Below are 25,514 nucleotides of genomic sequence, written 5' to 3' on the forward strand. Positions count from 1 at the left end.
ATATAAGAGGTCGTGAACAACACGGCCTCCTTTAAGAATTAAGGGCGAAACATTGAAAAATAGCATTTCTTATTTTTTATTTTCGGACTTAATTCCGTAGAAGTGATACTGTGAGTGCCGTTTATTGATCGCTAAAAATAAGCAATATCAGGCTTGTTTCAAATCTCTTTGTTTACCGTCCGCTTTCTCGATAGATGACTTCTAAACAAAAGGCACAAGGTTCGTCATTCTCACGTCTTGAGCCATAGAGATCATAACAAACATGAAAGCCTTCTTCATAAATCTTTTCTAAGTTCATACGAGATTTTGAAAGTTCTTGTTTCACATTATCTGCTGGTGTTTGTACTTGATTTAATTCCCGTAAATGCTCTCTTAAACGTTGATTTTCCATTTCCAACGTTGTATTTTTTTCAACGATCTCATGTAATGCTTGCTTCATTTCCACCAATTCAGTTAATGTATTTCTTAGCTCTGATTCTAATTGGTTCAAGCCATCATATAATGATCTCTTATCCATTTATCTCACCTACCTGGATGAAGTTTTTCAATTCATCCCATTCATATTCGATTGGATTTTCCCGACCTGTTAATCGAACATTTACTAGTCGATTAAGTAAGTTCAAGCCGACAACTTTCCCTTTACCATCAGGAGTGTTAACCACTGTTCCAAAATCTGGAAGTGCTTTTTTTGCTAATTCATATTCTTCATTTTCATATTGCAAGCAACACATCAAACGTCCACACAACCCAGATATCTTAGTCGGGTTTAAGGACAAATTTTGATTTTTTGCCATTTTGATTGAAACTGGAACAAAATCTCCTAAAAAAGAAGCACAGCATAAAGGCCGTCCACATGGACCAATCCCACCTAGCAATTTTGCTTCATCTCGTACTCCGATTTGTTGAAGTTCAATCCTAGTGCGAAACACGGCAGCTAAGTCTTTGACTAATTCCCGAAAATCAATTCGTCCATCTGCTGTGAATGAAAAAATGAGTTTACTACGATCTAACGTATATTCTACATGAATGATCTTCATTTCTAACCCATGTTTTTTGACTTTTTCTTTCGCAATCAGCCTGGCTTGTTCTGCATCTTCTTTATTTTTTTGTTCTTTTTCGAGTTCTGCTTGTGTCGCTTTATGCAAAATTGAACTGATTTGCTCAGGCAATTCTTCCGGATCAAGTTCTGCTTTAGGAATGGCGACAGTTGCAATATGTAAGTTTTTTTGAGTTTCAACGATTACTTTCTCGTTGTATTCATACGTTAATTGACCAGGTTTAAAATAATAGATAGGACCTGCTTCTTTATAACGGACACCTACTACTTCGACCATTTCCATCCCCCTTGACCCTCATTTTTCCTGCTGTCTCAGCCAGTAATTGTTTGTAAAACAAACTGTTCCGCTACTGCTTGGAAGCTGACATTGCTTCTTAATTTCTGTTCCGCTAATAAAATACGCTCAATCGTCTGATTAATACGTGTTACTTTTCTAAGATTTTCTGCTATTAAAGCTTGTTGTAAAGCTTCTTGATAATAAAACATTAAGATTGATAAACCAGTAAATTGTTGCGATTTTTCTTTAAAAGTCTTTATTAACTTTTTTTGAACATAAATGAATGCTTGTGTATCATTTTTTTGCAAATACACAAACCACTGTTGAATCGAATCCTTAGCATCATTAAACCATTCATTTTGCGATATTTCAACTGCTTTTGTGAAACTGTTCGTCAAGAAAGTCAAAAGTTTCGCTTTTTCTAAAGGAATCTGTGCTTGTTGTAATTTATAAATCAACGCATCTTTAGCCAGCTCCTGAAAATGCAAGATTTGGCAGCGTGATTGAATCGTTGGTAAGATTCGCCCAATCGAATCTGTTTCTAAGATCGCTAGAAAATCGCCTGGTGGTTCTTCTAAAAACTTAAGCAAACTATTTGCTGCACTTGCATTCATCTTTTCTGCTTCTTGAATAAGGAAGACTTTCTTCCTAGATTCATAACCACTACGACTAAATTCGGTTTGCAAACGTCTAATTTGATCGACTTTGATCGTTTGCCCTTCTGGTACGATCGTTAAAACGTCTGGATGTTCTTGGTTTTGGATTCGTTGACAATTATTGCATACTCCACAAGGAAGTTGTTCCTGCAGATTCGTACAAAACAGGTGTTGTGCTAACCAAATCCCCATTTCGTGTTTTCCCGTTCCTTTTTCGCCTTCAAAAAGATAAGCATGAGCGAGGCGCCCATGCTCAAAACTTCGTTGAAGCTGTTGATACACGATAGGTTGCATTTGATCCAGCGTAAATTCTTGATCCATGGCGCCTCCTAAAATTGATGAAATCCTTCAACTGGTAACACAAAGACGGTTGCTCCACCGACTTCAACTTCTACTGGATAAGGAACTCCACCGTCCATAGAGATATCCAACGTGACAGGTGTTGAAACAAATTGTTTTCTTGATTCACAAGTTTTTTTGATGATTTCTAATGCTTCTTCTACACGTTCGTCTTCAATCCCAACAATAAATGTACTGTTGCCAGCTTTCAAAAAGCCACCAGTTGAAGATAATTTTGTTGCACGGATATTGGCATCAATCAATTCATTGGATAAACGATTACTGTCTTTGTCTTGAATAATTGCTAAAATAATTTTCATATACAGTCACCTTCCTAGTTTTCAAAAAATTGTGGATATTGTTCAACAATGGCTCTGTAACTTGTTTGAAGTACCTCTTCAAAGCTCTTTCTTGCATCAATTTTATAAATACGTTCAGGATTCTCTTCAGCTATTTTTAAATACGCATGACGTACTCGTTGATGAAATTCCAATCCTTCTGAATCTAATCGATCGATTTGACCTCTTCGGTTCTCTTTAATGCGATGCAATCCAGTATCTGAATCAATATCGAGATAAAGGGTAAAGTCAGGTGTCGTACCTTCTGTAGCAAATTCATTCAAGCGGGCAATCTCAGAAACACCAATTCTACGTCCCGCCCCTTGATAAGCCAATGAGCTGTCTACAAATCGATCACATAAAACAATGCTTCCTTCTGATAAAGCAGGTAGGACTTTCTCGACCAAATGCTGTCTTCTAGCCGCAGCATATAGCAAAGCTTCTGTCCGTTCATCCATCCGATCATTTTTAGGATCAAGGATAACTGCCCGAATCTCTTCGGCAATCGGGATCCCACCTGGTTCTCTTGTTTGAATGATCTTTGTTTTTGCTACTTTTTTCAAAAGAGGGAATAACTCATTTAGAATACTGGTTTTCCCAGCTCCATCTGGTCCCTCGATCGTAATAAATAGTCCGTTCACATTTTTGCCCCCATCTCTTGCGTTACTTCTTTATTGTAGCCGAAATTCTTTTTTATAGAAAATTTATAACTCGCGTCTGCCTTCTACCGCTTTTAACAGGGTCACTTCATCAGCATATTCGATATCCGAACCAACGGATAAGCCGTGGGCCAATCGAGTGACTTTGATACCAGCCGGTTTGATCAATCGTGAAAGATACATGGCAGTAGCTTCTCCTTCAGTGGTTGCATTTGTTGCAATGATCACTTCTTTCACTTGATCATCATGTAGGCGTTCAAGTAACGAAGAAATGTTGATATCTTCAGGTCCAGTCCCTTCCATTGGAGAAAGAACCCCATGTAGAACATGATAAAGCCCACGATATTCCCGCATTTTTTCTAACGCCATCACGTCTTTTGGTTCTTCGACAACTAAGATAACTCCCCGGTCTCTTGAAGGATCTTTACAAATCTCACATGGGTCTTCTTCTGTGATGTTGCCGCAAACACTACAAAAATGAAGATCTCGTTTGACACTTAACAACGATTTAGCAAATTCATTCACGATTTCATCTTTCATATCGATCGTGTAGAAAGCTAATCTTGTGGCTGTTTTCTGACCGATCCCTGGCAGTCTCATGTAACTATCGATCAATTTAGCAATTGGTTCTGGATATTGCATTTTCATTACCCCTTTAGGAAAAATTAGAAGGGTAACCCCTTAGTGTATTTTCCCATTGTTTTTTCAGATTCTGCATCGATTTTTGTCAAAGCATCATTGACAGCCATCATCAACAGGTCTTGCAACATTTCTGTATCTTCAGGATCCACGACACCTTCACTGATTTGGATGTCTTTCATCCGACGATCACCTGTAAAAATAACTTTTACTAACTCATTGGTTGCTACACCAGTAAATTCTGTTTCGTTCAATTGTTCTTGTGCTTGAACCATCTCTTTTTGCATTTTTTGGACTTGTTTCATCATCCCTTGCATGTTTCCCATTCCGCGCATCATAATTGATCATTCTCCTTTTTTTATTTAATCATCAATGATTGTCACAACATCTGTGCCAAAGATTTCTTCGGCTTTCGTGACGATCGTTTCTTCACTTGGTGCTTGTTGAGGGATCAGTTCGATCTCTTCATCTGAATCTTCCGGAGCAAAAGAATCATCATTACTCCCGTCTTTTGCTTGGACTAAATAGTCTTTGCGGATCGTTGGCCAGCTTTCTCTCGTGATATAGACTGAATCTGGTGCATAGTCTTTGATCATTCGACTTAAATTATTATGGATCGCCAACTGTAATTCTTCGTCGTTAGCAGCTCGTTGACAAACGATCTCGTAATCAAACGCAATGACTAACCCAGTAGGACTAGCCGCAACTGGTTCACTTGCTTTAAGCATCGCTCGTTGTGTCACAGACAAACTCATCAACAAATCGTCCCAGACTTCTTTGACTTCATTCAAATGCTTTCTGGTCGCTTCTCTTAGAACCTGATACACTCGTTCAGTTGGTATCCGATACGTACTTGCTTGTTTCTTTTGAACAGGAGCTTGTGTTTGCTTGGCAGTAGTTGAAGGGGTTCCCCCATTCGTTTTGATCTCGTTGATCGCTTTTTTCAGCTCTTTGATCTCTGCTTGTAGCTGATTGATCAACTGACTGTCTACTTCACTTGCTTGGTTACTACTTGAAGGAGCAGCTGAACCAGAAGCTTGAGCTAGCTTGACGGTTGCTACTTCCAAATAGATCGTAGCACTATTAGTAAAACGAATCTCATTTTGTGTTTCACTCAAAATATGGATCATCTGAAAAAGTCGAGGTGCAGGTACTTCTTTTGCTAGTTCGACAAATGGTTCTCGAAGTGAAGTTGTTCGTTCTGCTACGAGGTTTGGTGCTTGTTGGTACATCAGTAAGTCACGACAATACTGTAAAAGATCTTCTAAAAAGCGCCGTGCTTCCTTACCAGCAGCTAAGATATCTGTTAATGATTCTAACGCTTTGGGCACTTCATTATTCACACAAGCGCCTAAAAATTCATCCATCATCTCGTTGGTTAGACTACCGGTAACTTGCATCGCATCATCCACAGTTACGATCCCATTACTAAAAGAAATCGCTTGGTCCATGATACTTAGCGCATCACGCATCCCGCCTTCTGCTGCTCGAGCAATAACCCCTAGTGCTGGTTCTTCATATTGTACGTCTGATTGCTTTAAAATGTATGCCAAATGCTCAACGATATCTGCTGCATTGATTCGTTTGAAATCAAAGCGTTGTGTTCTGGAAATGATCGTTGCTGGTATCTTATGTGGCTCGGTTGTTGCTAAAATAAAAATAACATTTTCTTTAGGTTCTTCTAAAGTTTTCAACAATGCATTGAACGCTCCGGTAGAAAGCATATGCACTTCATCTATGATATAGATTTTATAAGTTGCTTTTGTCGGTGCGTAGTTCGCTCGATCTCGAATAAAACGTATTTCTTCGACTCCGTTATTACTTGCTGCGTCGATTTCAATCACGTCTTCTTGTGTTCCCGCTGTAATCGACTGACACATTTCACAATGATTACAAGGTTCTCCATCTTGACTATTCGGACAGTTGATAGCTTTTGCAAAAATTTTAGCTGCACTCGTTTTACCAGTTCCTCGTGGTCCTGTAAATAGATAAGCATGAGAAGTTTTATGGGAAACGATAGCATTTTTCAACGTCTGTGTCACCGCTTTTTGCCCGACGATGTCTTCGAAACGCTGTGAACGCCAGACACGATAGAGTGCTTGATATGCCATGAAGATCCCCCTTTTTTGAAAAATTCACTATCTTTTATTATACGTGATTTTGCTAAAAAAAACTACTATAGTTATGAGAAGAATCATGATTTGTCGTTTGTAGTTACTTGTGTATTCCCCGATTCTTTCAAATAAATACTCACAAACAGCTTTCTCGATCTTCCTTGCTTTTTGCAACTGAAAGAAAATCAGCTAAACAGCTAATATCCATCTTCCGTCTGAGAGTTTTTCATTGCTCCTATGGTATAATAGAGTCATTCATTTAACAATCAACATTCATAAAGGGAGGAATTTTTTATGGGTCTTATCAAAGCAGCAACAAGCATGATCGGCGGTGGATTAGCAGATCAATGGATCGAAGTAATCGAACCAGCGGATATGAGCGATACAACAGTTATGACAAAAGGTGTGAAAGTACGTAAAGATGATAAACGTGGCTCCAATCGTAAAGGAACAGAGGATGTTCTAACTGACGGAACCGTTGTCCATGTCTATCCGAATATGATGATGCTCCTTGTAGATGGTGGTAAAATCATTGATTATACTGCCGAAGAAGGCTACTATACGATCAAAAATGACTCTGCTCCTTCCATGTTCAATGGTTCATTGAAAGGTGCGATCGCAGAAACTTTTGAACGTTTTAAATTCGGTGGCGTGACACCTCAAAAGCAACAAGTCTTTTATATCAATCTTCAAGAAATCAAAGGAATCAAGTTTGGTACCAGTGCGCCGCTGAACTATTTTGACAATTTTTACAATGCTGAATTGTTCTTACGAGCTCATGGTACTTATTCGATCCATATTACTGATCCAATTTTGTTTTATACCAACGCTATTCCTAAAAACAAAACGCAAGTAGAAATCTCAGATATTAATGAGCAGTATCTGGCAGAATTTTTAACAGCTCTTCAAGCTGCAATCAACCAAATGTCTGCTGATGGTCAGCGCATTTCTTATGTTCCATCAAAAAGCTTAGAATTAAGTAAATACATGGGCAATGTTTTAGATGAATCTTGGAATGAATTACGTGGTATGGAAATCGTTTCTGTCGCAGTAGCAAGTATTTCTTACACAGATGATTCAGTGAAATTGATCAATATGCGTAATGAAGGTGCGATGTTGGGAGATCCAAGTGTCCGTGAAGGCTATGTTCAAGGTTCGATTGCTCGTGGGATGGAAGCAGCTGGTAAAAATGATGCCGGCGCGATGACTGGCTTTATGGGCATGGGAATGGGAATGAATGCTAATGGTTCTTACCTTTCACAAGCAGCACAAAATAACCAGGAACAAATCAAACAACAAGCTGAAAAACAAAACCAACAAACCGCTCAAGGGAGCAATGATACTTGGACATGTCCAGTCTGCGGAACTGAAAATACGGGAAAATTCTGTTCTAACTGTGGGGCAGCCAAGCCAGTTGCAAATGTCCAACCAAAGTTACAAATGAAATGTAGTAAATGTAACGAAGTGGTCGATCTTTCAAATGGTATCCCTAAGTTTTGTCCAAATTGTGGAAAACCATTCAAAGGAATCCCACTCGACTAAGTTTTAGAAAGGTGTGGATAGAATGGACGTTCTTACACATAAATGCCCAAACTGTGGGGGTCCTCTCACGTTTGATCCAAAAGATCAAAAATTCCACTGTGACTATTGTTTAAATGTTTACACTGAGGAAGAAGTCAGTCAGTACGAACAAGAACAAAAAGCAGCCCGAGGGATTCACTCAGAAGATCAACCGTCCTCCCAACAAGATTCTGAAAAAGATTTTACTTTTACTGCAGATGAACAGTTGGAGCAGATGGATGAAGCAGAACGAAAAGCGTTTGAAGAAGCTGGTGGTTTTTCTGATCCTAGCGATCAAGCAACACCAGCTGAATCAGTGGAAGAAGAAACAGAAGCAACGATGGAACTATTTCTTTGTCCAAGCTGTGGAGCAGAGATCGTGACCGATGCAACAACGGCTGCTACTTACTGCTACTATTGTCACAATCCAGTTGTTTTATCCGGACGGTTAAGTGGAAAATTACTGCCAAATAAAGTCTTACCATTTGCAGTCGAAAAAGAAGAGGCGGTCGAAAAATTTTTAGCTTGGACAAAGAAAAAATGGTTTGTACCCAAAGAATTTTTCAACAAAGACCAAATCGACAAACTAACTGGCGTTTATTTTCCTTATTGGACAACGGATGCAACCGTTGACGGCTCTATGCAAGCGACCGGAACAGTGATTCGTATTTGGCGAGTGGGTGACATCGAGTATACAGAAACCAAACAGTTTGCTGTTCATCGAGAAGGCTCACTTTCCTTTAAAGAACTAGTAAAAAATGCATTGTCCAAGAATACCCAACAAAAAATGGTGGAAGCAGTCCAACCGTTTCCTTTGAACAAGGCAATTGACTTCAAAAGTCAGTATCTGGCAGGGTTTCAAGCAGAAAAACGAGATATCGAATATGAAGCAATCAAATCACAAGTGCAAGATGAACTGCAAGATTACTCCGAGAAATTGTTACGTGACACCGCAAATGGTTATACCACATTGACCAATGTTCGGACTTCGACAGATATTACTAGTGAGAATAATGAATATGTTCTTTTACCGGTATGGTTAGTCACTTATCGCAGTAGTGATGCCAATAAGAAAGTCTATTATTACGCCATGAATGGTCAAACAGGTAAAGTCAGTGGTGTTTTACCCATCAGTCATAAAAAACTGGGCTTGACGGCTTTTGGAATCTTTGCTGTATTGGCGATCCTCTTTATGATTGGAGGATACTTGATATGAAAAAAAGAATTTTACTTTTCTTTCTAGTCCTATTCGGTTTCTTTTGGAGTTCTTCCGTTGACGCTGCTACACCCGCAGTGAACGATGAAGCTGGTTTGTTCACGCAAGAGCAGATCCAATCTTTAGAGCAACAAATCCAGCCTATCAATGAGAAGATCAAAGGACAAATCTTTATCGTAACGACGACTTCCAACTCAGAAGAACCTCGAACGTTTGCAGATGATTACTTAAGAAATGCAATCGGTAATGATCAAAATGGGTCCGTTCTATTGTTAGATATGGGGCAACGTGAGATTTACATTTCAACTTCTGGTAATATGATCGATTATCTTGATGATGCTCGGATCAATGACACGTTAGATGATGTCTACGACCAAATGACGAATTCGGCTTATTTTGCAGCAGCACAAGCCTATTTGACTAAAACTTCAGAATATGTAGAAGCTGGAGTTCCTGGAGGACATTATCAAATTGATGAAGAGACTGGTAAAATCACGCGGTATAAAGTGTTGACGACGACTGAAATAGTGATTTCTATCATCTTAGCCCTGGCATTGAGCCTCGTATTCTACTTTGTAACAGTTTCGAGGTATCAGTTGAAATCAGGAACTTATAAATACCCATTTAGAGAAAAATCAAACGTAAAATTAACAGATAAAACAGATCGCTTAACCAACTCCTTTGTCACTACACGCAGGATTCCAAAAAGCCCACCTCCTGGCAGCGGCGGTGGCGGAAGTACGACTCATTCCAGCGGTGGCGGGACTTTCGGTGGTGGTGGTCGAAGCTTTTAAAGCACCACAATAGGAACAATCATCCATAAATTAAGATGCTTCCTTCATGCATTGTCGTCAGCTAAAGCTGATACAACTACATGAAGGAAGCATCTTATATTTTCCACTGATCCTGTTTAAAAGATAATATTGTCTTCCAATAAATCCATATTGGTGATAATGATCCGATGATCTTTAACGGTGATTATCCCATTTTCTTTCAGTTGTTTTAAGATCCTACTCACACTACTAGCGGTAGAGATTCCGCAAAACTTGGCGATTTCTTCATTAGTGATCACAAAATCGATCATCATACCTTCCTCTGTCCGAACCCCAAATAAATCATATAACTCGTAAAGTTGCGTACATACAGCACCTAATTTCCCATTTAAAAGCATTTGTTGCATTTTTTTCATGGAATACAGTAAACGATAACGATAATACTCTTTTACATAATGTTGCATCTTTGGATCTTCATTGATATGTTCCCAAAATTTCACTCGATTGATTCGATAAAATTCTGCATATTCAGATTCAATCCGAATATTGTACGGCGAATCAATAAACTGCGAATATTCATCTTTTAAAAGTGAAACAATCTCTAGATCTTTAATATACCTCAAGTTGAACTCACGACCATCATTTGAGATGACACTTGCTTTGACCGTGCCTTCTTTTAAAATATACGTGTAACAATCCTCCACTCCTTCAAAAGTTAGATACTTATGATATCTTTTTCGTACAATTGGAAATTGATTTTTCTCTAAATATTCCTTTAGCACTCTGCTGTCCAATCATGCTCCCCCATCCAAACATTTATCTAAAAAAATAATACAAGATTTCTAAGTATTTTAAAGCCCAAAGGTATTTTACTAATGATATTAACATTTGTTAAGTACCATTTTAAATTATGTCTGTGATTTTTTTCTTCTTTTCGTTTCGTTATACTGCGAATGTAAAAAAAAATGAAAGAATTGAGGAAAAAAATATGAACTACTGGATGAAAACAATTATTAATCGACTTGAAACAGCTTATCAAACAAGATTTGACATGAAAGCTTCTTTGGTTTTCTTAAATGATGCTTACCAAAATTCGATTGAATTGATCAAAGCAGTCGATGAAAAACCATCGAATGAATTAGAAGAATTTTTAGAATTATTTATGACGACTCGAGACTTGTTCATTCGTCAATTGGTCGATCGCTATCCATCAAATTACCACGATGTTGAAGTACAAATCCAAAAATTAAAAGCTTATTCAGATTAAGGGGTAAACACAAAGCAAATGGAAAAAAAATTATTCAATAAACATTTTATCGGAATCACTCTTATTAATTTCATTGTCTATTTAATTTATTATTTACTGATGGTCATTATTGCCGTTATTGCTCAAGATGATTTACATGCTAGTATGAGCCAAGCAGGTTTTGCTTCTGGTATCTACATCATAGGTACACTATTGGCTCGTTTATTTATGGGTAAACAACTTGAATTATTTGGGCGCAAGTTTACTTTGCGTGGTGGAGCGATTTTTTATTTACTCTCTACTTTAGCCTATCTTTTCACCCCAACGATCGGCGTATTATATCTGGTACGTTTTTTAAATGGGTTTGGCTACGGGACCGTTTCGACAGCAACCAATGCGATCGTCACTGCCTATATTCCTGAATCAAAAAAAGGAGAAGGGATCAATTATTATGGTTTAAGTACTAGTTTAGCCGCTGCTATCGGACCCTTTTTAGGAATGATCTTGCTTAATCTGACTGATTTTCATTTTATCATTTGGTTTTCTATCGTTTTAGTTTTTCTTGTAACGATTGCCTGTCTGATGTTCCCAGTCAAAAATATTGATTTATCAGATACTCAAAGAAATTCACTACAATCTTGGAGTATCCATGGATTCATTGAGAAAAAAGCATTGTTCATTACAGGAATCGCCTTTTTAATGGGGCTTTCTTATTCAAGTGTTTTGTCCTTCTTGTCTTCTTATACGAAAGTCATTCATTTAGTCGCTGCAGGCTCCTTTTTCTTTGTGGTCTATGCGTTAGTTATCACCTTCACTCGCCCATTGACGGGACGTATTTTTGATGCTAAAGGCGAACAGTATGTCATGTATCCTAGCTATTTGTTCTTGACTGCTGGCTTGTTTCTACTAAGTGCGACAACGAACAGCATCACCTTACTTATTTCAGGCGCACTCGTTGGTTTAGGTTACGGGACTTTCATGTCAAACGGACAAGCAGTTTGTTTGAAAATCGTCAAAGAACACCGTATCAGTATCGCTCTTTCAACTTACTTCATCGGATTAGATCTAGGTCTAGGTGTTGGTCCCTACTTGATGGGAATATTGAAATCTTATACGTCATTTAGAGGATTATACATTGTTTCTGGTATCATTCCTTTGATCTGTACAGTTCTCTATATCGTTTATAATAAAAAAAAGAGCCACTCAGCAAAACTTGAATGGAATTAGTGATGATCTGAAACTGATTCAAGAAACGAATAAAAGGTGTTGAAGTATTCACCTCTAGCAAAATATTGGCCGAAGAGGGACTGAGACAAAAGTTGTCTCAGTCCCTTCTAGTATCTCTAAAAACGAATAAACGGTGATACAAAAGTAGCATCTTCGGAAATAAGCCGAAATTTACCAAAAATTTGAGAAGCAATTTTCGGAAATTCCTTCTTATTTCTTGATGCTGAACACTTTTGTCTCAACCTCTCTTCGGCTTATTTTCATGATTAGATACTTCTGTCAAAACTCCTTTTTGTTCAGAAACAATCACTCAACTTTTATTCTGCTAACCCATAAACTTCTAGTTCATAAAGACGGACAGCTGTATCTGCGCCTTGAGTTGGTTGATCGATGATGACTCTCACAAATCGGGCAGTCGTTGCTGCAAAGGTATTTAGCGTTGAACCTTGCGTATTATTAGTTGTTCGCGAAACTTCTTGGAAATTTTCTCCGTCTGCACTCACTTCTATAGTATAAGCTTTGGTATTCATGCCTACACTTTCTCCTCCTGCAGAAGCATGAGCCATGCGCACTTCACTGATCAATTTAGCTGTTCCTAAGTCAATCGTGATGGTATGTGGGGCACTCCCTACAGCACACCATTTTGTTCCAAGATCACCATCGACAGCAAACTTTGGCGCCTCTGATTCATTCACATATGAAGAGGCTTCTGCTTTGGCACCTTTAGATAATAAACTCAGACCAACTTGGGCATTCTTGGTAACCGTAACGATCCCTTTCATTTCAGTTGTCGTTTCTCCTGCTTCATTGATCGCTGTCAATTCTACATCGTAGCTTCCTTCTTTTGAATAAGTGACACGAGGCTGTTCTTCCGTACTTGACTCTACATCAGCACCTTTGAATGTCCACTTTAAGCTTTGGGTATTTCGTGAAGAGGTGTTCGTGAAAGTGATCGGTTCTCCTGGCGCTACCAAAGTTTTTGAGACAGTAAAGGAAGCACGTGGTAACTGGACAGGTGGCCAGTCAAAACTGATTGGTCTGGAAGGTTCACCCTTGTTGCCATAGATATCAACTGGCACAACTTCGATAGCTGTAGCTGTTGCATTTTGACGTTCTAAGCCATTGATAAAATAATTCTCAGCAGGTGTGGCTCCGATAAAGACACGTGTTCCATCGTCTAGAACTCGGTAAATTTCATAGTGTTTGATGCGATCTGCTTGTGGACTAGTCCAAGATAATCTGATCCCGGCAAACATTGCTTCTTCGTCAAATGACAAATCATCGAACGTAACATCATTGACCGCTGTTGGACTCAGCACTTTTTTAGGTGTCGCAGAAATTTGACCTAAGAATAACTCATAATTCTCACTTGCTTTTGCTGAGGTTACCTCATAGGCAATCGATGTTACTTCTTTTCCAGTTGCTTTATTCAAAGGATAAGAAACCGTTGTCCAGTCATTCCCTATTTTTTTATTGCCATTAAACGTTTCAAATGTACCATCAGCAAAACCTAATACTAGTTTCAACGTGGTTCGATCAGATGCTTTGGCTGTCGTCGTAAATGACATGTTTTTCTCGACTTTGACTTTTGTTTGATACAGTTTGATCTTACTTGTTACTTTCTCCGCAAGTTTTCCTTTAAAAGCCAAGGAACTCCCACCATTAAAAGCAGTAGTATAGTCCACACTACCAGCTAATTTATTGCCAGCTCCTTCTTCGATAATATAGCGGTAAGTCGGCATGATATCTTGGAGACTTCGATTATTCCATTCATTTGTTGAAACTTGTTGCCCATTGCTAAAATAGCTGTAACCATTTCCAACATTGAAATTGGTGATAAAAGGCCATTGCGTAATAGCGGTTTGTTCAACCGAAAAAGTAGAGATTCCAGGCCAACTTGTGCCGGTTGGTAGTGTACTTTTAGTAGGATCCCCTTGTTCATTGATCCAGAATTTTTCTTCTTTTTGTTGGTAGTCCATTGGGTCATTGGAAGAAGAATAGGTCCAACTTGGGACGTAAAGCCCTAGTGAAGTATAGGGTATTCCCTTCTTATCCGTAAACAAATCCCATCTGACCGGCGTATCGTACCCTTTTTCTTGGACATCGATTCCCGCAAATAAATCATAGGGATCAATGGCTAAACTTTCTGCTTTTTCTTTTGATTTACGCAATAGATCTTGGCCTGCTAAGCTAGAGGTATTCCACCAAAAATTCAAAAACATGCTATCTGCTACTGGATTCAAATCAGCATCCACTAAATAATCTTGGTTTTGATCAGTCAACGCATTCTGCCAATCCATTTTCCCATCACTTGTCATGGAATCGTACCACATAACCTCTAACGCTCCAGCTGATTTTTGTTTAAATTCCACAATCAGTTCTTTCATTAAATCAGCGTGCTTTTTCGTTAGATTGGTTTCTGTCTCTTGATTGATGAACCATCCATCAAACCCATATCTTTGGGCGACTTCGATCATCTTGTCCACGATTGGAAAATGACCTTGATCATCTTTTTCTAAAAAAGTATTCAACCATTCGATTTTTCCGCCATGGGCCCCTTGCGGAAAAAAGATCGTACCTAAAACAGGCACACCATTTTTGTGCGCCGCATCGGTAACATCTGGGCTTGGCGGAACAATAATACCTTCGCCAGCTGAGCCTCCCCAATAAACCAATTGATCAATATATTGCCAATTCGAAAAAACATTTGCATCAAACTGATTGCTCCCTCTTGGTGCATTTCCACTAGTGCTATTATTCATGATCGAAAGTGCGACAACCTTCATCTTTTCGTTTTGGGTAGTATTCGATTTTAATAAGTGCGATTTCTCCACTCGTGTGGCTAAAGGCTCAACACTAACATTGTATTTCGCATCTGTATCCTGATCAAACGTCCATTTAAGCAATTCATCAGGGAACCAGTAAGAGGACTCCGGTTGATTATCCATCGAAACCCTTACCTCGGGATTTGTGGCATCTACTTGTGCATAAACGACCGGTTCTTTCAGAGCAATTCCCATCATCACCGTTACCAACAATCCAGCTAAAGTACCTTCTAACTTCTTCATTGCTACCTCCTATGATTTGTTCTTATCTAATCGCTTGCTGCAACTGTTCACTCGTTACTCCTTTCTCAATTATTATCTTCCACAATTTATGATAGCGTTTACCAAAAAGGGTGTACATGAACAAACTATAGCTTTCTTGATACAAATTATAGGTGTTATCAATGAATGAATTTTATGAGAACATACACTTTTATTGGTCTTTCTGATTAATAAAAACACTCTGTGTGGTGTTCATGGATTTTTTTCAATTGTTCGTTCGTTAATTTCTGACTGGTCACTAAATAATCGATTTCATGACTAGCAATTGCTTGATGAATGAAGCGTTGTTCTAATTTATCTTGTGTAGCTAACACCATCAACTGATTGGCTTGTTTACGAAACGCTCTTTTTACTAACGCTTCTCCTTCATGCGTTTCGGTCACGCCTTGATTAAAATCAAATCCTCGACAGCTGATGATTGCAAGGTCAGCAGCATAAGTCAAAATATCATTATACGCTTTTGCTCCGTTGATCGTTGCTCGTTTTTGAACGATTTTACCACCGACGATCGATACTTTTGCTGAAGTAAATTCACTTAGCATCGCAGCAGTAATGACCCCATTCGTAATGATTTGCAGCCCCTCAAATCGACCTAAATTTCGAACTAAATGCAAACTAGTTGTACTAGAGTCTAAAAATAAAACCATATCATCTTTGATCAAATTAGCTGCAATATCCGCAATATAACGTTTTTCACTTTCTTCCTCTAAATGGGTGATTTTCATCATATATGGTACATCGATTTTCTGATTATCTACTAACATAGCCCCACCACGGACTCTTCGGATCAGACCACTTTGTTCTAATACAACAAGATCTCGTTTCACTGTCGCCTCACTGTAATTCACTAAATCGATCAATTCAGTAATCCTGGCAAATTGGTTGATTTTCAAATGATTGACAATCGTTTGTTGTCGCTCTTCTACGTCACTTAACATCTTCCCCACTCCTTTCTCTTTCGCTTTATTTTACCATAAACAAAGATGCCTCCACCTACACCCAAAAACAGAATCGAGTGGTTAGAATGAAAATGCTTCGCTATAGGACATCAGCCGAAACAACTAAAATTAGCGATTCATTGGCTTATTCCTAGAAATACTGAGCATTTTTTCATGACCACTCGATTTCGATTTCATTGGAGACTGTGTCAAAACTTGTCTCGGTCTCTTCTAGTATCTCTAAAACGAATAAACGGTGAGAAATTCGTCTTATTTATAACACTTGGCTTGATCGATCGTGTTTAAGATCGTCATTTTATGTTTCACTACTTCCTGTACTTTTTGATTCGCATAAGGGTAGATCATATTCGGTTCATACATTTCCGGATTTTCATTTAAGATTTCTCTTAAAGCATCGAAAAAGACACTTTTAAGATCCGAACTAAGGTTGACCTTAGCTACACCATATTTAACTGCTTCGCTTACTTCTTTATCCGGATTTCCTGAACCACCATGCAAAACAAACGGCAAATCGATGGTCTCATTCAATTCTTTCAATAACTCGATATTCAGTTTTGGTGTTTTATCTTTAGGATATAAGCCATGTGCTGTTCCAATAGCGATAGCTAATGTATCAATATTCGTTTCTTCAACAAACTGTTTTGCTTGTTCAGGATCTGTGTAAATAATATTAGCTGCCCCACCTTCTGCTGACCCATTATTCCCAATCGTACCAATTTCTGCTTCGACTGACACATCTACCTCGTGAGCTAGAGCCACCACTTCTTTAGTTATCTTTATATTATCGTCAAAGGATTGCAAGGAGGCATCAATCATAACCGAGGTATAGCCATTGCGGATAGCCCGTAACACATCACTTACTTTACCGCCATGGTCAAGATGGATCACTACAGGTACTTTACTTTTATGCGCATAAGCTCGAACAGCAGCAACAAATTCATCATTCAAGTAAGCAATCTCATCGGGATGGATCTCTAAAATCACTGGTGCATTTAACCGTTCTACTTCTTCCATGATTGCCTTTAACATATCATAACTACAAATATTAAAAGCAGGAACCGCAAATTGATTGTCTTTAGCTACTTTCAATAACTCTTTCATTGTATATAACATTATACTTCCACCTCATTTATTATTTTTTCTTGCTTCACTATTTTTTCTTCATTTCCGACTTGTTCTTCGCTTGATTTCTTTAATAATCCAAGTGAAAGAGCCGTAACTACTGTCCCAGTACCAATCGCTAGCAAATACATGGGTAGGTGATTGATCACGTTAGGTATCAGCATGACCCAAATCCCACCATGAGGAGCAATGGATGTGACACCGGCAGCCATTGAGATACCCGCTGCAGTAGCAGAGCCGAGAATCAAGCTCGGAATGACTCGAATCGGATCTGAAACTGCGAAGGGAATCGCTCCTTCTGTAATATAAGAAGCACCAAGCACCCAACAGGATTGACCAGAAGTCCGTTCTTCTTTCGTAAACTTTTTCTTGAACAACAGTGTGGCTAAGGCGATCCCCAACGGTGGGGTCATTCCAGCTGCCATACATGCTGCGATCGGTGCATTGACTCCGGCAGACATCAAACCAATGGAAAAAGTTGAGATCGATTTATTGATCGGCCCTCCCATATCAGCTGCCATCATCACGCCGATGATCAAGCCAAACATTAATCCGGAAGTATTACCTAAACTATTCAACCAATTGGTTAATACTTCTAATAACCACGAAATGGGTTGTTCGATAACAAAAACCATTGCTAAACCAATGATCAAGATAGATACTAGCGGAACAACGATCAATTGATACATCGCTAAGATACCTTTTTTTACAGGAATTTTATTTGCCAGAAAATCTGTCACATACCCTGCTAACAGCCCCCCGATCATTCCTCCAAGAAATCCAGAACCACCAGTAGATGCCAGTAGCCCTGCCACGATCCCAGGTGCAAAGCCAGCTTTCCCCGCAATAGAGGTCGCAATCCCTGCCCCTAAAGCTGGCACCATCATGGCAAAAGCGGTGTCTCCGCCAATTCTAGAAAATGCGGCAGCTAGGACATTATAGTCAGCTGATTTAGGATCCGCTGCAGTGATCCCAAAAGCAAAACTTAATGCGATAATAATTCCGCCCGCAATCACAAACGGTAACATATAGTTCACACCACTCATAAAATGGTTATAAAGTGTGGCTTTTTGTTTCGTGGCTTTTGTTTGTTCAACTGATTGGGCAATTTCTAACGTATTGATCCCTTTTAATGCTTCATCAATTACTAATTCTGGTTCTTTAATTGCTCGACTCGTTGAAACTTTTTTGATTCTTTTACCCGTAAAACGTTGCATATCAATTTCTTTATCAACTGCTAGAATAATCGCATCTGCTTCAGCAATCTCTTTTGTAGTTAACCTATTTTCCGTTTTGATTCCTTGCGTTTCAAACTTTGCATCATGGCCTAGTTTTTTAGCAGTCCCTTCTAATTTCTCAGCGGACATATACGTATGCGCAATTCCCGTAGGACATGCGGTTACACCAATTATTTTCATCGTTATTCTCCCCTATCTGCTTATTCAATAACGGTCTCAGTTGATGCGTGTGACATTATTCGATGATTCATTTAACGGATTGCTTTTTCTTCATTTTTTAAAACGGTCATAATTTCTGAGGCTGAATTTGCTTCTTTGATTTGTTTTCTAAAGTTTGGATCAATTAATCGCCTTGACAACGCACTGAGAATCTCAAGATGACTGTCAGCAGCGTTTGCAGGAACCACGATTGCAAAAGTATATGCAATTGGCTCCCCATCTAAGCCAAGATATTCTGTAATCTGGCTGCTACGAACAAAACAAATGGTTGGTGTAATTACAGCCTTGCTTTTAGCATGTGGGATACCAAATCCAGCTTCAATCCCTGTAGGCACTTCCTCTTCTCTTTTAAATAATGCTTTGATTATTTTTTTTGCACTTTTTACTCTATGTGTGGTTTCAAGTGTAGTACCGATACATTCAAATAATGATTTTTTTGATCGAATTGAGTCATCGAAAAGAATCAATTCTTCTGAAATCAGTTGACTAATCTCCACTCCATATAGCCTCCTTTCACTATTTGTTAACGCTTTCTAATAACTGTGGCAAGTATAGCATCCCTAATTCAGCCATTCAATGCTTTGAACGAATAACGAAAAATGGATCAAAATTTTAAAAAATCAGTCAAAAAAATGATCGATAGCGTTCATCAAAATTAGAGATTCATGTGTTTCAGGCGTTCCTTATATAAATAAAACACAACGTATTTTGACCGTTACAATCAAAATACGTTGTGTTTATTGATGATCAATCAATTCTTTCCCAGTCAATCGTTTCTCCAGGAACTTTATCGGTATTCCACCATTTTGCACGATATTTTACACCTTTATACATGACAATATCCCCAGCAACATACACTTTATCTTTATCCCAAGTTTCAATTGAAGGATCTTCCGTGTTGCCATTGTTATTATCATCATCGGTAATATTTCCTACATCACCTTTCATTTCATCACGATATTCCCAGATTTTCTTCGTTAATTTTGGTAGTCTTGCTAATTCTTTTTTAGTATCATCAGTAACTTCGATAGCCCATTTTTCAAAAAATGGCGTTAGATTTTTGTTACTGATCTTTGAAGCAGATAAGATAAAATGTTGTCGCTTGTCTTGTTCTGTCCATAGCTGTGGACTTTCTTCACGGTATAACTGATGTAGTTTAGGATAGAAGTCGCTGCCAAATGCTAATTCCAGCTGCCAAAACATTCCTAGTCGAACAAATTCATCTTGTTTATCAAAATTTTTCGATTGACTGCGATTCAAATAATTGAAAATATCCGTATATACGCGATCTTCTTCTAAACGACTACGCTGCCCTAATGCTTTTTGTACCCGCATCGAAAAGATATTCACGGTCACTTCGGTCATATCCTCCCAACCCATATCATCAATTTGATAGGTATGACCTAATTCATGCCAAATCCCCCACTGTGAGGAACCGTCTGGATCTAACAAGACTCTCATTCCATCTGCATAATTAAAACCAGTATGTTGTTCATACGCGTACATATAATCTTCTCTGGCACTCGTTTCACGCATATGTTGAACTAAGCCAGTTGGTTGACGATGGATTGTAGCGCTATTATCTAGTCCGGCTGTTTGATCGTGAAGATCAATTACTTTTTCTTTCGTTGTTAAAATTTTAGTTGGGTCCTTCACATAATTAATTGTTTTGTCGGATCCTGTAACCAAAACTCGATCACTGACCAATTCATAAGCAGGTGCATTTGGATGATTTCTTACTTCATTCTGCCAATCTTTATTGGTCATTTTTCCTAGAATAAAACGTGGAATTGTAATACCACCACGTATTTCAATTCTCGTTTTTTGTTGCGTGATGCGAGTGGATTCATTTTGGATATGGATCACACCTTCTTGGGTACCGGAAATGACGTTTCTTCCTCTATTTAGTCGTTTCCCTTTCGTTGCCCCTTCGAGATAATCTTTCAGACTAGCCCTGGTAATCGTATACGTCGGTAGTTGTTGCGCCGTTTCATCTACATAAATTTCGATCGTATCATTTTTACGTTTATAGATCCCTGTAGATTGATTGCTACTAGGACCAAACCAATTACCGATTTCTTCCCGATAACTCTCAACATCCTCACTTTGATAAGCATCCAAAACCGTTGAAACGTTTTCATTACTTCGCTCTGAAAGAACGACTTCCGTCCCAATAGTCGGTTCATTTACTGTTGCCTCAACATTTAGGTCATTTGATAAAATAACCATACTGAACAGTAAAGACCCCAAAATCATTGCTTTCTTCTTACTCATATTAGCACCCCTTAATGTTATTTTTTCTTTATAATATAACATTAACATGCATTATTTTATAAATGTTGTCGTTTTTTTCCAACAGAAGGAAATAATGAAAATCAGACTTTTAAATAATATGGTATGATAAATTTTTAGTGAGCATTTTTTGATTATCAGAAACAGAAAACACAAAAAAAAACAGACTACCCTTATCAGATAGTCTGCTAAACATCGTATGAACAATGTTTTGATTATTCTGCAGCGTTTGCGTCTTTGAGACCGTATTTTTTGTTGAAACGGTCCACACGTCCGTCTGCTTGTGTGAATTTTTGACGTCCAGTATAGAATGGATGTGAGTCAGAAGTAACTTCGACACGGATGACTGGGTATGTATTACCGTCTTCCCATTCAACTGTTTCTTGTGAAGTTTTTGTTGAACCTGACAAGAATTTAAAGCCAGTTGTTGAATCCAAGAACACTACTGGATGGTAATCTGGATGGATGTTTTCTTTCATGCGTTTTCGCTCCTTTGCCCTGACCCATTTGCTGAACCAGAGTTGATTTGTCGATATACAACAGTAACATCTTAACATGTTTCTAACAACGTTGCAATTATCTTTTTAGATTTCTTGTTTGATTTTTTTTACCGAACGAGACATCTTGGAATTCTTTGAAAAATTGTTGATTGTTTTTGGTTTTTCTTAAAAAACGGATCAATTGTTCGGTGTATTCCAATGAATCGCCGACCATATTCTTTCGTAACTTCCAAATTTCTTCTAATTGATCTTCTGGCATTAGAAGCTCTTCTTTTCTCGTACCAGATTTCTTGATATCAATGGCAGGGAAGATACGACGCTCAGATAGTTCACGAGACAGTTGAAGTTCTAAATTCCCTGTTCCTTTAAACTCTTCATAGATCACATCATCCATTCGGCTACCCGTATCGACTAAGGCAGTTGCTAAGATCGTCAAGCTTCCACCTTCTTCGATATTTCTAGCTGCTCCGAAGAATTTTTTTGGTTTATATAGTGCGGCTGGATCGATTCCCCCGCTCAATGTACGACCACTTGGCGGTACGACTAAATTGTAAGCTCTAGCTAATCGGGTAATACTGTCCATCAAGATCACGACATCTCGTTTATCTTCGACTAAACGCATCGCTCTTTCCAGAACCAACTCAGATACCCTTGTATGATTTTGTGGTTGTAAATCGAAAGTAGATGAAACGACATCTCCTTTGACACTGCGTTCCAAATCCGTGACTTCTTCTGGGCGTTCATCGATCAGAAGAACGATCAGTTCTACTTCTGGATGATTTTCAGTGATTCCATTGGCGATTTCCTTTAACACAGAAGTTTTTCCGGCTTTAGGAGGTGCTACGATCAAGCCACGTTGACCAAAACCTACTGGTGAGAAGATATCGATCATTCTTGTTGCTAGTCTTTGAGAGGTTGTTTCTAACCTAAGCTGTTCTTGAGGATACAGAGGTGTCAAAGCTGGAAAATGCGGACGTTCTTTGGCTTCTTCTGGGTCTTTTCCATTTACACTTTCCACGTGCATCAACCCATAATAACGTTCTGACTCTTTAGGTGGGCGAGCCTTTCCTGCTACTTTATCTCCATTTCGCAAACTAAACCGTCTTATTTGTGAAGCAGAGATATAGATATCTTCTACACTTGGCCCATAATTGATTGGTCGTAAAAATCCATACCCATCTTGTCCAACGATATCTAAGATTCCTTCCATATAATAAAACCCTTGTTTTTCTGCTTGCGCCCGAATCACAGCTAAAGATAATTCTTTTTTATTCATTTTGCTATAATAAGGAATCTTAAATTCTTTTGCGTAACTGTAGACCTCTTTTAATGTCTTATTTTCCAGTTCCGCCATCGTTAAATAATCACTCATTCAGCTTCCACTTCCTCCACCATTTGGATTTCAGCACCTAATGCCGTCAATTTTTCAATAATATGATCATAACCACGTAAAATATATTCTACGTTATAAATAGTAGTTGTTCCTTCAGCCATGAGACCTGCAATAACTAAACAAGCACCTGCTCGAAGGTCAGAAGCGACTACCTCTGTTCCATGAAGTTTATTTGGTCCATTTGTAATGATCAAATTCCCTTCCACTGATATATCAGCACCCATACGTGCTAATTCAGGCACATGATTCACACGTTTAGCATAGATCGTATCTGTGATTTCAGCTGTTCCTTTGGTCATTAATAAGAGGGGAGTCAATGGTTGTTGTAAGTCTGTTGCAAACCCAGGATATGGATAAGTCATCACATTCACCGCTTTTAACTCTTTAGACGGAAACACTTCAATCTCATCTTCTCTAATTGTCATGTTTACGCCCATTTCTTGAAGTTTAGCAATAAAACTTTCTAAATGTTCGTAAATCACATTTTTGATCTTAACACCATTTCCTGCTGCTGCAGCAAGCGCTAGATAAGTCCCTGCTTCGATTCGATCAGGGATCATGAAATGGCGACAACCATGGAGTTTGTCTACACCTTCGATCCGGATCACATCCGTCCCTGCTCCTCGCACTTTGGCACCCATATTATTTAACAAAGTAGCAACATCGATGATCTCTGGTTCACGAGCGGCATTTTCGATTACTGTCTGACCTTTCGCTTTAATAGCAGCCAGCATCACATTAATCGTTGCACCGACTGAAACGACATCCATGAAAATCCGATTTCCCTGTAATCCCTGTTGGTCGGTCCGTAAATACATTGCACCATGTTCATTGTTGACTGAAGCACCTAATGCTTCGAAACCCTTGACATGTAAATCAATTGGTCGTGGTCCTAAGTAGCAACCACCTGGCAAACCAACCACTGCCTCACCAAATTTTCCAAGCAGTGCCCCCATAAAATAATAGGAAGCCCGTAGACTATTGATCTTACCACTTGGCATGGGCACAGAGACGATACCGCGGGGATCAATTTCTAAAATATTTTGTGAAAAATGGATTTTTGCTCCCATGATTTCTAAAATTTCGATTAGTGAATGAACATCCTGAATATCAGGTACGCCTTCTAAAATAACCGGAGAATCTGCTAAAATCGCTGCAGGAATCAAAGCCACTGCACTATTTTTAGCCCCACTGATCGTTACTTCACCAGTTAACGGACGATTTCCTTCAATTATGATTTTTTTCATTGATTTCCACCTTGTTATTGTTCAATTTTATTACACATGCTTGTATTTTATCATAGATGAAATAAAGAAACGAGTTCCCATTCTTTTTTATTTCCTCAAAAATCAAAGGTCTATTCTGAAAAAAGATGGACAAATGTTTATCAAAGTGAACGATTATCAATTTGCGAAAAAAAAAACCGCAAAACAGGTTGAACCTGTTTTACGGCATTCTTAATCGATTAATTAAGCTTTGTTAGCTGAACCGAACCAATCAATGTGTTCTTCTGCATCTTTAATGATTGCAGCTTTACCTGGTGCTAACAATTTACGAGGGTCAAAACCTTTTCCTTCTTTATCTTTGCCAGCTTCGATATATTCACGAGTAGCTTTAGCAAATGATAATTGGAATTCAGTATTTACGTTTACTTTAGAAACACCCATTGAAATTGCTTTTTGGATTTGTTCTTGAGGAATACCTGATCCACCATGTAATACTAAAGGCATATCTGGACCTACAGCATCAGCGATTGCTTGTAAATGATCAAATGCTAAACCATTCCAGTTTTCTGGATATTGACCATGGATGTTACCGATACCACATGCTAGGTAGTCGATTCCTGTAGCAACCATTTGTTTGCATTCTTCGATATCTGCTAATTCACCGTTACCGATGATTCCATCTTCTTCTCCGCCGATTGAACCAACTTCACATTCAACAGAAATTCCTTTAGCGTGAGCTTTTTCTACAACTTCTTTCGCTAATTTCAAGTTTTCTTCAAATGGTAAGTGAGAACCGTCAAACATAACTGAAGTATAGCCTACTTCGATACATTCCATAGCTGCATCATAGTCACCATGGTCTAAGTGGATGGCAACAGGAACAGTGATGTTCATTGATTCAACTAAGTCACAAATAATATCTTTAGCAACTTTGTAGCCGCCCATGTATTTAGCCGCACCCATTGAAGTTTGGATAAGTACTGGTGCTTGTTTTGCTTCAGCTGCTTCAAGGATTGCTTGAGTCCATTCTAAGTTATTTGTATTGAATCCGCCGACAGCGTAACCGCCTTTACGAGCAGCTTTTAAAAATTCAGCTCCTGATACTACTGGCATAATAAATTCCTCCTAAGTTTTGTAAAACTAAATTTGTTAAGACTATCCTTAACCAACGAACCTATTTTACCAAACATTTTCAGAGTTTTCTACTAAAATCAATGAAAATGAAAATTTTCAAGAACTTTTTTGCAAAAAATAAGGTTTTCAGTTGGCTGATTTAGTCAAAAATGGCTAGTTTATCGTTTTTTATTGTTCAAACAATAACAATTTATTTATAACTGTTTTCTCTAAATTCATCTGA

General features: G+C 38.5%; 24 protein-coding genes. 5 read left to right on the forward strand and 19 right to left on the reverse strand.

From position 1 onward, the window contains the following. Positions 1-172: 172 nt before the first annotated feature. The 8 genes from AB3H93_RS12345 to dnaX form a co-directional block, all read right to left on the reverse strand. A complete protein-coding gene (locus AB3H93_RS12345) occupies positions 173-517 on the reverse strand; it encodes a DNA replication initiation control protein YabA (protein WP_010718685.1) in 345 nt (114 codons plus the stop codon). Next, entirely contained in the window at positions 510-1,334 is an 825-nt protein-coding gene (locus AB3H93_RS12350) for a stage 0 sporulation family protein (protein ID WP_010738041.1), read from the reverse strand. Before AB3H93_RS12350 ends, AB3H93_RS12345 begins: the two co-directional genes overlap by 8 nt. Positions 1,335-1,369: 35 nt before the next feature. Next, positions 1,370-2,311 carry a DNA polymerase III subunit delta' gene (holB, locus tag AB3H93_RS12355; protein WP_010718687.1) on the reverse strand — a complete coding sequence of 314 codons (942 nt, stop codon included), beginning with the start codon at positions 2,309-2,311 and terminating at the stop codon, positions 1,370-1,372. 8 nt (positions 2,312-2,319) lie between these two features. Then, positions 2,320-2,649, reverse strand: coding sequence for a cyclic-di-AMP receptor (locus AB3H93_RS12360; RefSeq protein ID WP_010718688.1), 330 nt, complete (start codon positions 2,647-2,649; stop codon positions 2,320-2,322). Between the two features lie 14 nt (positions 2,650-2,663). After that, positions 2,664-3,308 (reverse strand): dTMP kinase, encoded by a 645-nt coding sequence (tmk, locus tag AB3H93_RS12365; protein WP_010718689.1) that lies wholly within the window; start codon positions 3,306-3,308, stop codon positions 2,664-2,666. 63 nt (positions 3,309-3,371) lie between these two features. After that, entirely contained in the window at positions 3,372-3,968 is a 597-nt protein-coding gene (gene recR, locus AB3H93_RS12370; RefSeq protein ID WP_010718690.1) for a recombination mediator RecR, read from the reverse strand. Positions 3,969-3,991: 23 nt separating this feature from the next. Continuing rightward, positions 3,992-4,303, reverse strand: coding sequence for a YbaB/EbfC family nucleoid-associated protein (locus tag AB3H93_RS12375; RefSeq protein WP_010718691.1), 312 nt, complete (start codon positions 4,301-4,303; stop codon positions 3,992-3,994). Positions 4,304-4,327: 24 nt separating this feature from the next. After that, entirely contained in the window at positions 4,328-6,076 is a 1,749-nt protein-coding gene (dnaX, locus tag AB3H93_RS12380) for a DNA polymerase III subunit gamma/tau (RefSeq protein WP_034699015.1), read from the reverse strand. A gap of 297 nt (positions 6,077-6,373) precedes the next feature. Here dnaX and AB3H93_RS12385 point away from each other — a divergent pair, with 297 nt between their 5' ends. Genes AB3H93_RS12385 through AB3H93_RS12395 form a run of 3 tightly spaced genes read left to right on the forward strand, consistent with a single transcriptional unit; the run spans position 6,374 to position 9,649 of the window. Further along, positions 6,374-7,621, forward strand: coding sequence for an SPFH domain-containing protein (locus AB3H93_RS12385; protein WP_368020635.1), 1,248 nt, complete (start codon positions 6,374-6,376; stop codon positions 7,619-7,621). A gap of 22 nt (positions 7,622-7,643) precedes the next feature. Beyond that, positions 7,644-8,855 carry a TFIIB-type zinc ribbon-containing protein gene (locus tag AB3H93_RS12390; protein WP_207426815.1) on the forward strand — a complete coding sequence of 404 codons (1,212 nt, stop codon included), beginning with the start codon at positions 7,644-7,646 and terminating at the stop codon, positions 8,853-8,855. Next, the gene (locus AB3H93_RS12395) at positions 8,852-9,649 is read left to right on the forward strand and encodes a TPM domain-containing protein (RefSeq protein WP_368020636.1); all 798 of its coding nucleotides are present in this window, start codon (positions 8,852-8,854) and stop codon (positions 9,647-9,649) included. The genes AB3H93_RS12390 and AB3H93_RS12395 overlap by 4 nt, the downstream gene beginning before the upstream one ends. A 116-nt stretch (positions 9,650-9,765) precedes the next feature. Here the strand turns inward: AB3H93_RS12395 and AB3H93_RS12400 are convergent, their stop codons facing one another. Beyond that, a complete protein-coding gene (locus AB3H93_RS12400; RefSeq protein ID WP_010738044.1) occupies positions 9,766-10,422 on the reverse strand; it encodes a Crp/Fnr family transcriptional regulator in 657 nt (218 codons plus the stop codon). Between the two features lie 194 nt (positions 10,423-10,616). Here AB3H93_RS12400 and AB3H93_RS12405 point away from each other — a divergent pair, with 194 nt between their 5' ends. After that, a complete protein-coding gene (locus AB3H93_RS12405) occupies positions 10,617-10,895 on the forward strand; it encodes a hypothetical protein (protein WP_010718697.1) in 279 nt (92 codons plus the stop codon). Between the two features lie 18 nt (positions 10,896-10,913). Next, positions 10,914-12,101, forward strand: coding sequence for an MFS transporter (locus tag AB3H93_RS12410; RefSeq protein WP_368020637.1), 1,188 nt, complete (start codon positions 10,914-10,916; stop codon positions 12,099-12,101). Between the two features lie 317 nt (positions 12,102-12,418). Here AB3H93_RS12410 and AB3H93_RS12415 read toward each other — a convergent pair whose 3' ends face one another. The 10 genes from AB3H93_RS12415 to AB3H93_RS12460 form a co-directional block, all read right to left on the reverse strand. Next, entirely contained in the window at positions 12,419-15,169 is a 2,751-nt protein-coding gene (locus AB3H93_RS12415; RefSeq protein WP_368020638.1) for a discoidin domain-containing protein, read from the reverse strand. Between the two features lie 206 nt (positions 15,170-15,375). Next, positions 15,376-16,146: a DeoR/GlpR family DNA-binding transcription regulator gene (locus AB3H93_RS12420; protein WP_096710034.1), complete on the reverse strand. Its 771-nt coding sequence runs from the start codon at positions 16,144-16,146 to the stop codon at positions 15,376-15,378. A gap of 270 nt (positions 16,147-16,416) precedes the next feature. Beyond that, entirely contained in the window at positions 16,417-17,280 is an 864-nt protein-coding gene (locus AB3H93_RS12425) for a ketose-bisphosphate aldolase (protein WP_034698965.1), read from the reverse strand. Then, positions 17,280-18,707, reverse strand: a complete 1,428-nt coding sequence (locus tag AB3H93_RS12430) for a PTS fructose transporter subunit IIC (protein ID WP_240274239.1) — start codon at positions 18,705-18,707, stop codon at positions 17,280-17,282. The genes AB3H93_RS12425 and AB3H93_RS12430 overlap by 1 nt, the downstream gene beginning before the upstream one ends. Positions 18,708-18,778: 71 nt before the next feature. Beyond that, a complete protein-coding gene (locus AB3H93_RS12435; protein WP_053765737.1) occupies positions 18,779-19,243 on the reverse strand; it encodes a PTS sugar transporter subunit IIA in 465 nt (154 codons plus the stop codon). Positions 19,244-19,493: 250 nt separating this feature from the next. Further along, on the reverse strand, positions 19,494-21,020 hold the full coding sequence (locus AB3H93_RS12440) for a M60 family metallopeptidase (protein WP_368020639.1): 1,527 nt from the start codon (positions 21,018-21,020) through the stop codon (positions 19,494-19,496). 233 nt (positions 21,021-21,253) lie between these two features. After that, positions 21,254-21,517, reverse strand: coding sequence for a type B 50S ribosomal protein L31 (locus tag AB3H93_RS12445; protein WP_010718705.1), 264 nt, complete (start codon positions 21,515-21,517; stop codon positions 21,254-21,256). A 97-nt stretch (positions 21,518-21,614) separates the two neighbouring features. After that, on the reverse strand, positions 21,615-22,910 hold the full coding sequence (gene rho, locus AB3H93_RS12450; RefSeq protein WP_010718706.1) for a transcription termination factor Rho: 1,296 nt from the start codon (positions 22,908-22,910) through the stop codon (positions 21,615-21,617). Further along, on the reverse strand, positions 22,907-24,178 hold the full coding sequence (locus AB3H93_RS12455) for a UDP-N-acetylglucosamine 1-carboxyvinyltransferase (protein ID WP_010718707.1): 1,272 nt from the start codon (positions 24,176-24,178) through the stop codon (positions 22,907-22,909). The genes rho and AB3H93_RS12455 overlap by 4 nt, the downstream gene beginning before the upstream one ends. Before the next feature lie 222 nt (positions 24,179-24,400). Further along, positions 24,401-25,270, reverse strand: a complete 870-nt coding sequence (locus tag AB3H93_RS12460) for a class II fructose-bisphosphate aldolase (protein ID WP_010718708.1) — start codon at positions 25,268-25,270, stop codon at positions 24,401-24,403. Positions 25,271-25,514 lie beyond the last annotated feature (244 nt).

Source organism: Enterococcus sp. C74, from assembly GCF_040887125.1.
In the GTDB taxonomy this organism is placed as follows: Bacteria; Bacillota; Bacilli; order Lactobacillales; family Enterococcaceae; genus Enterococcus_B; species Enterococcus_B hirae.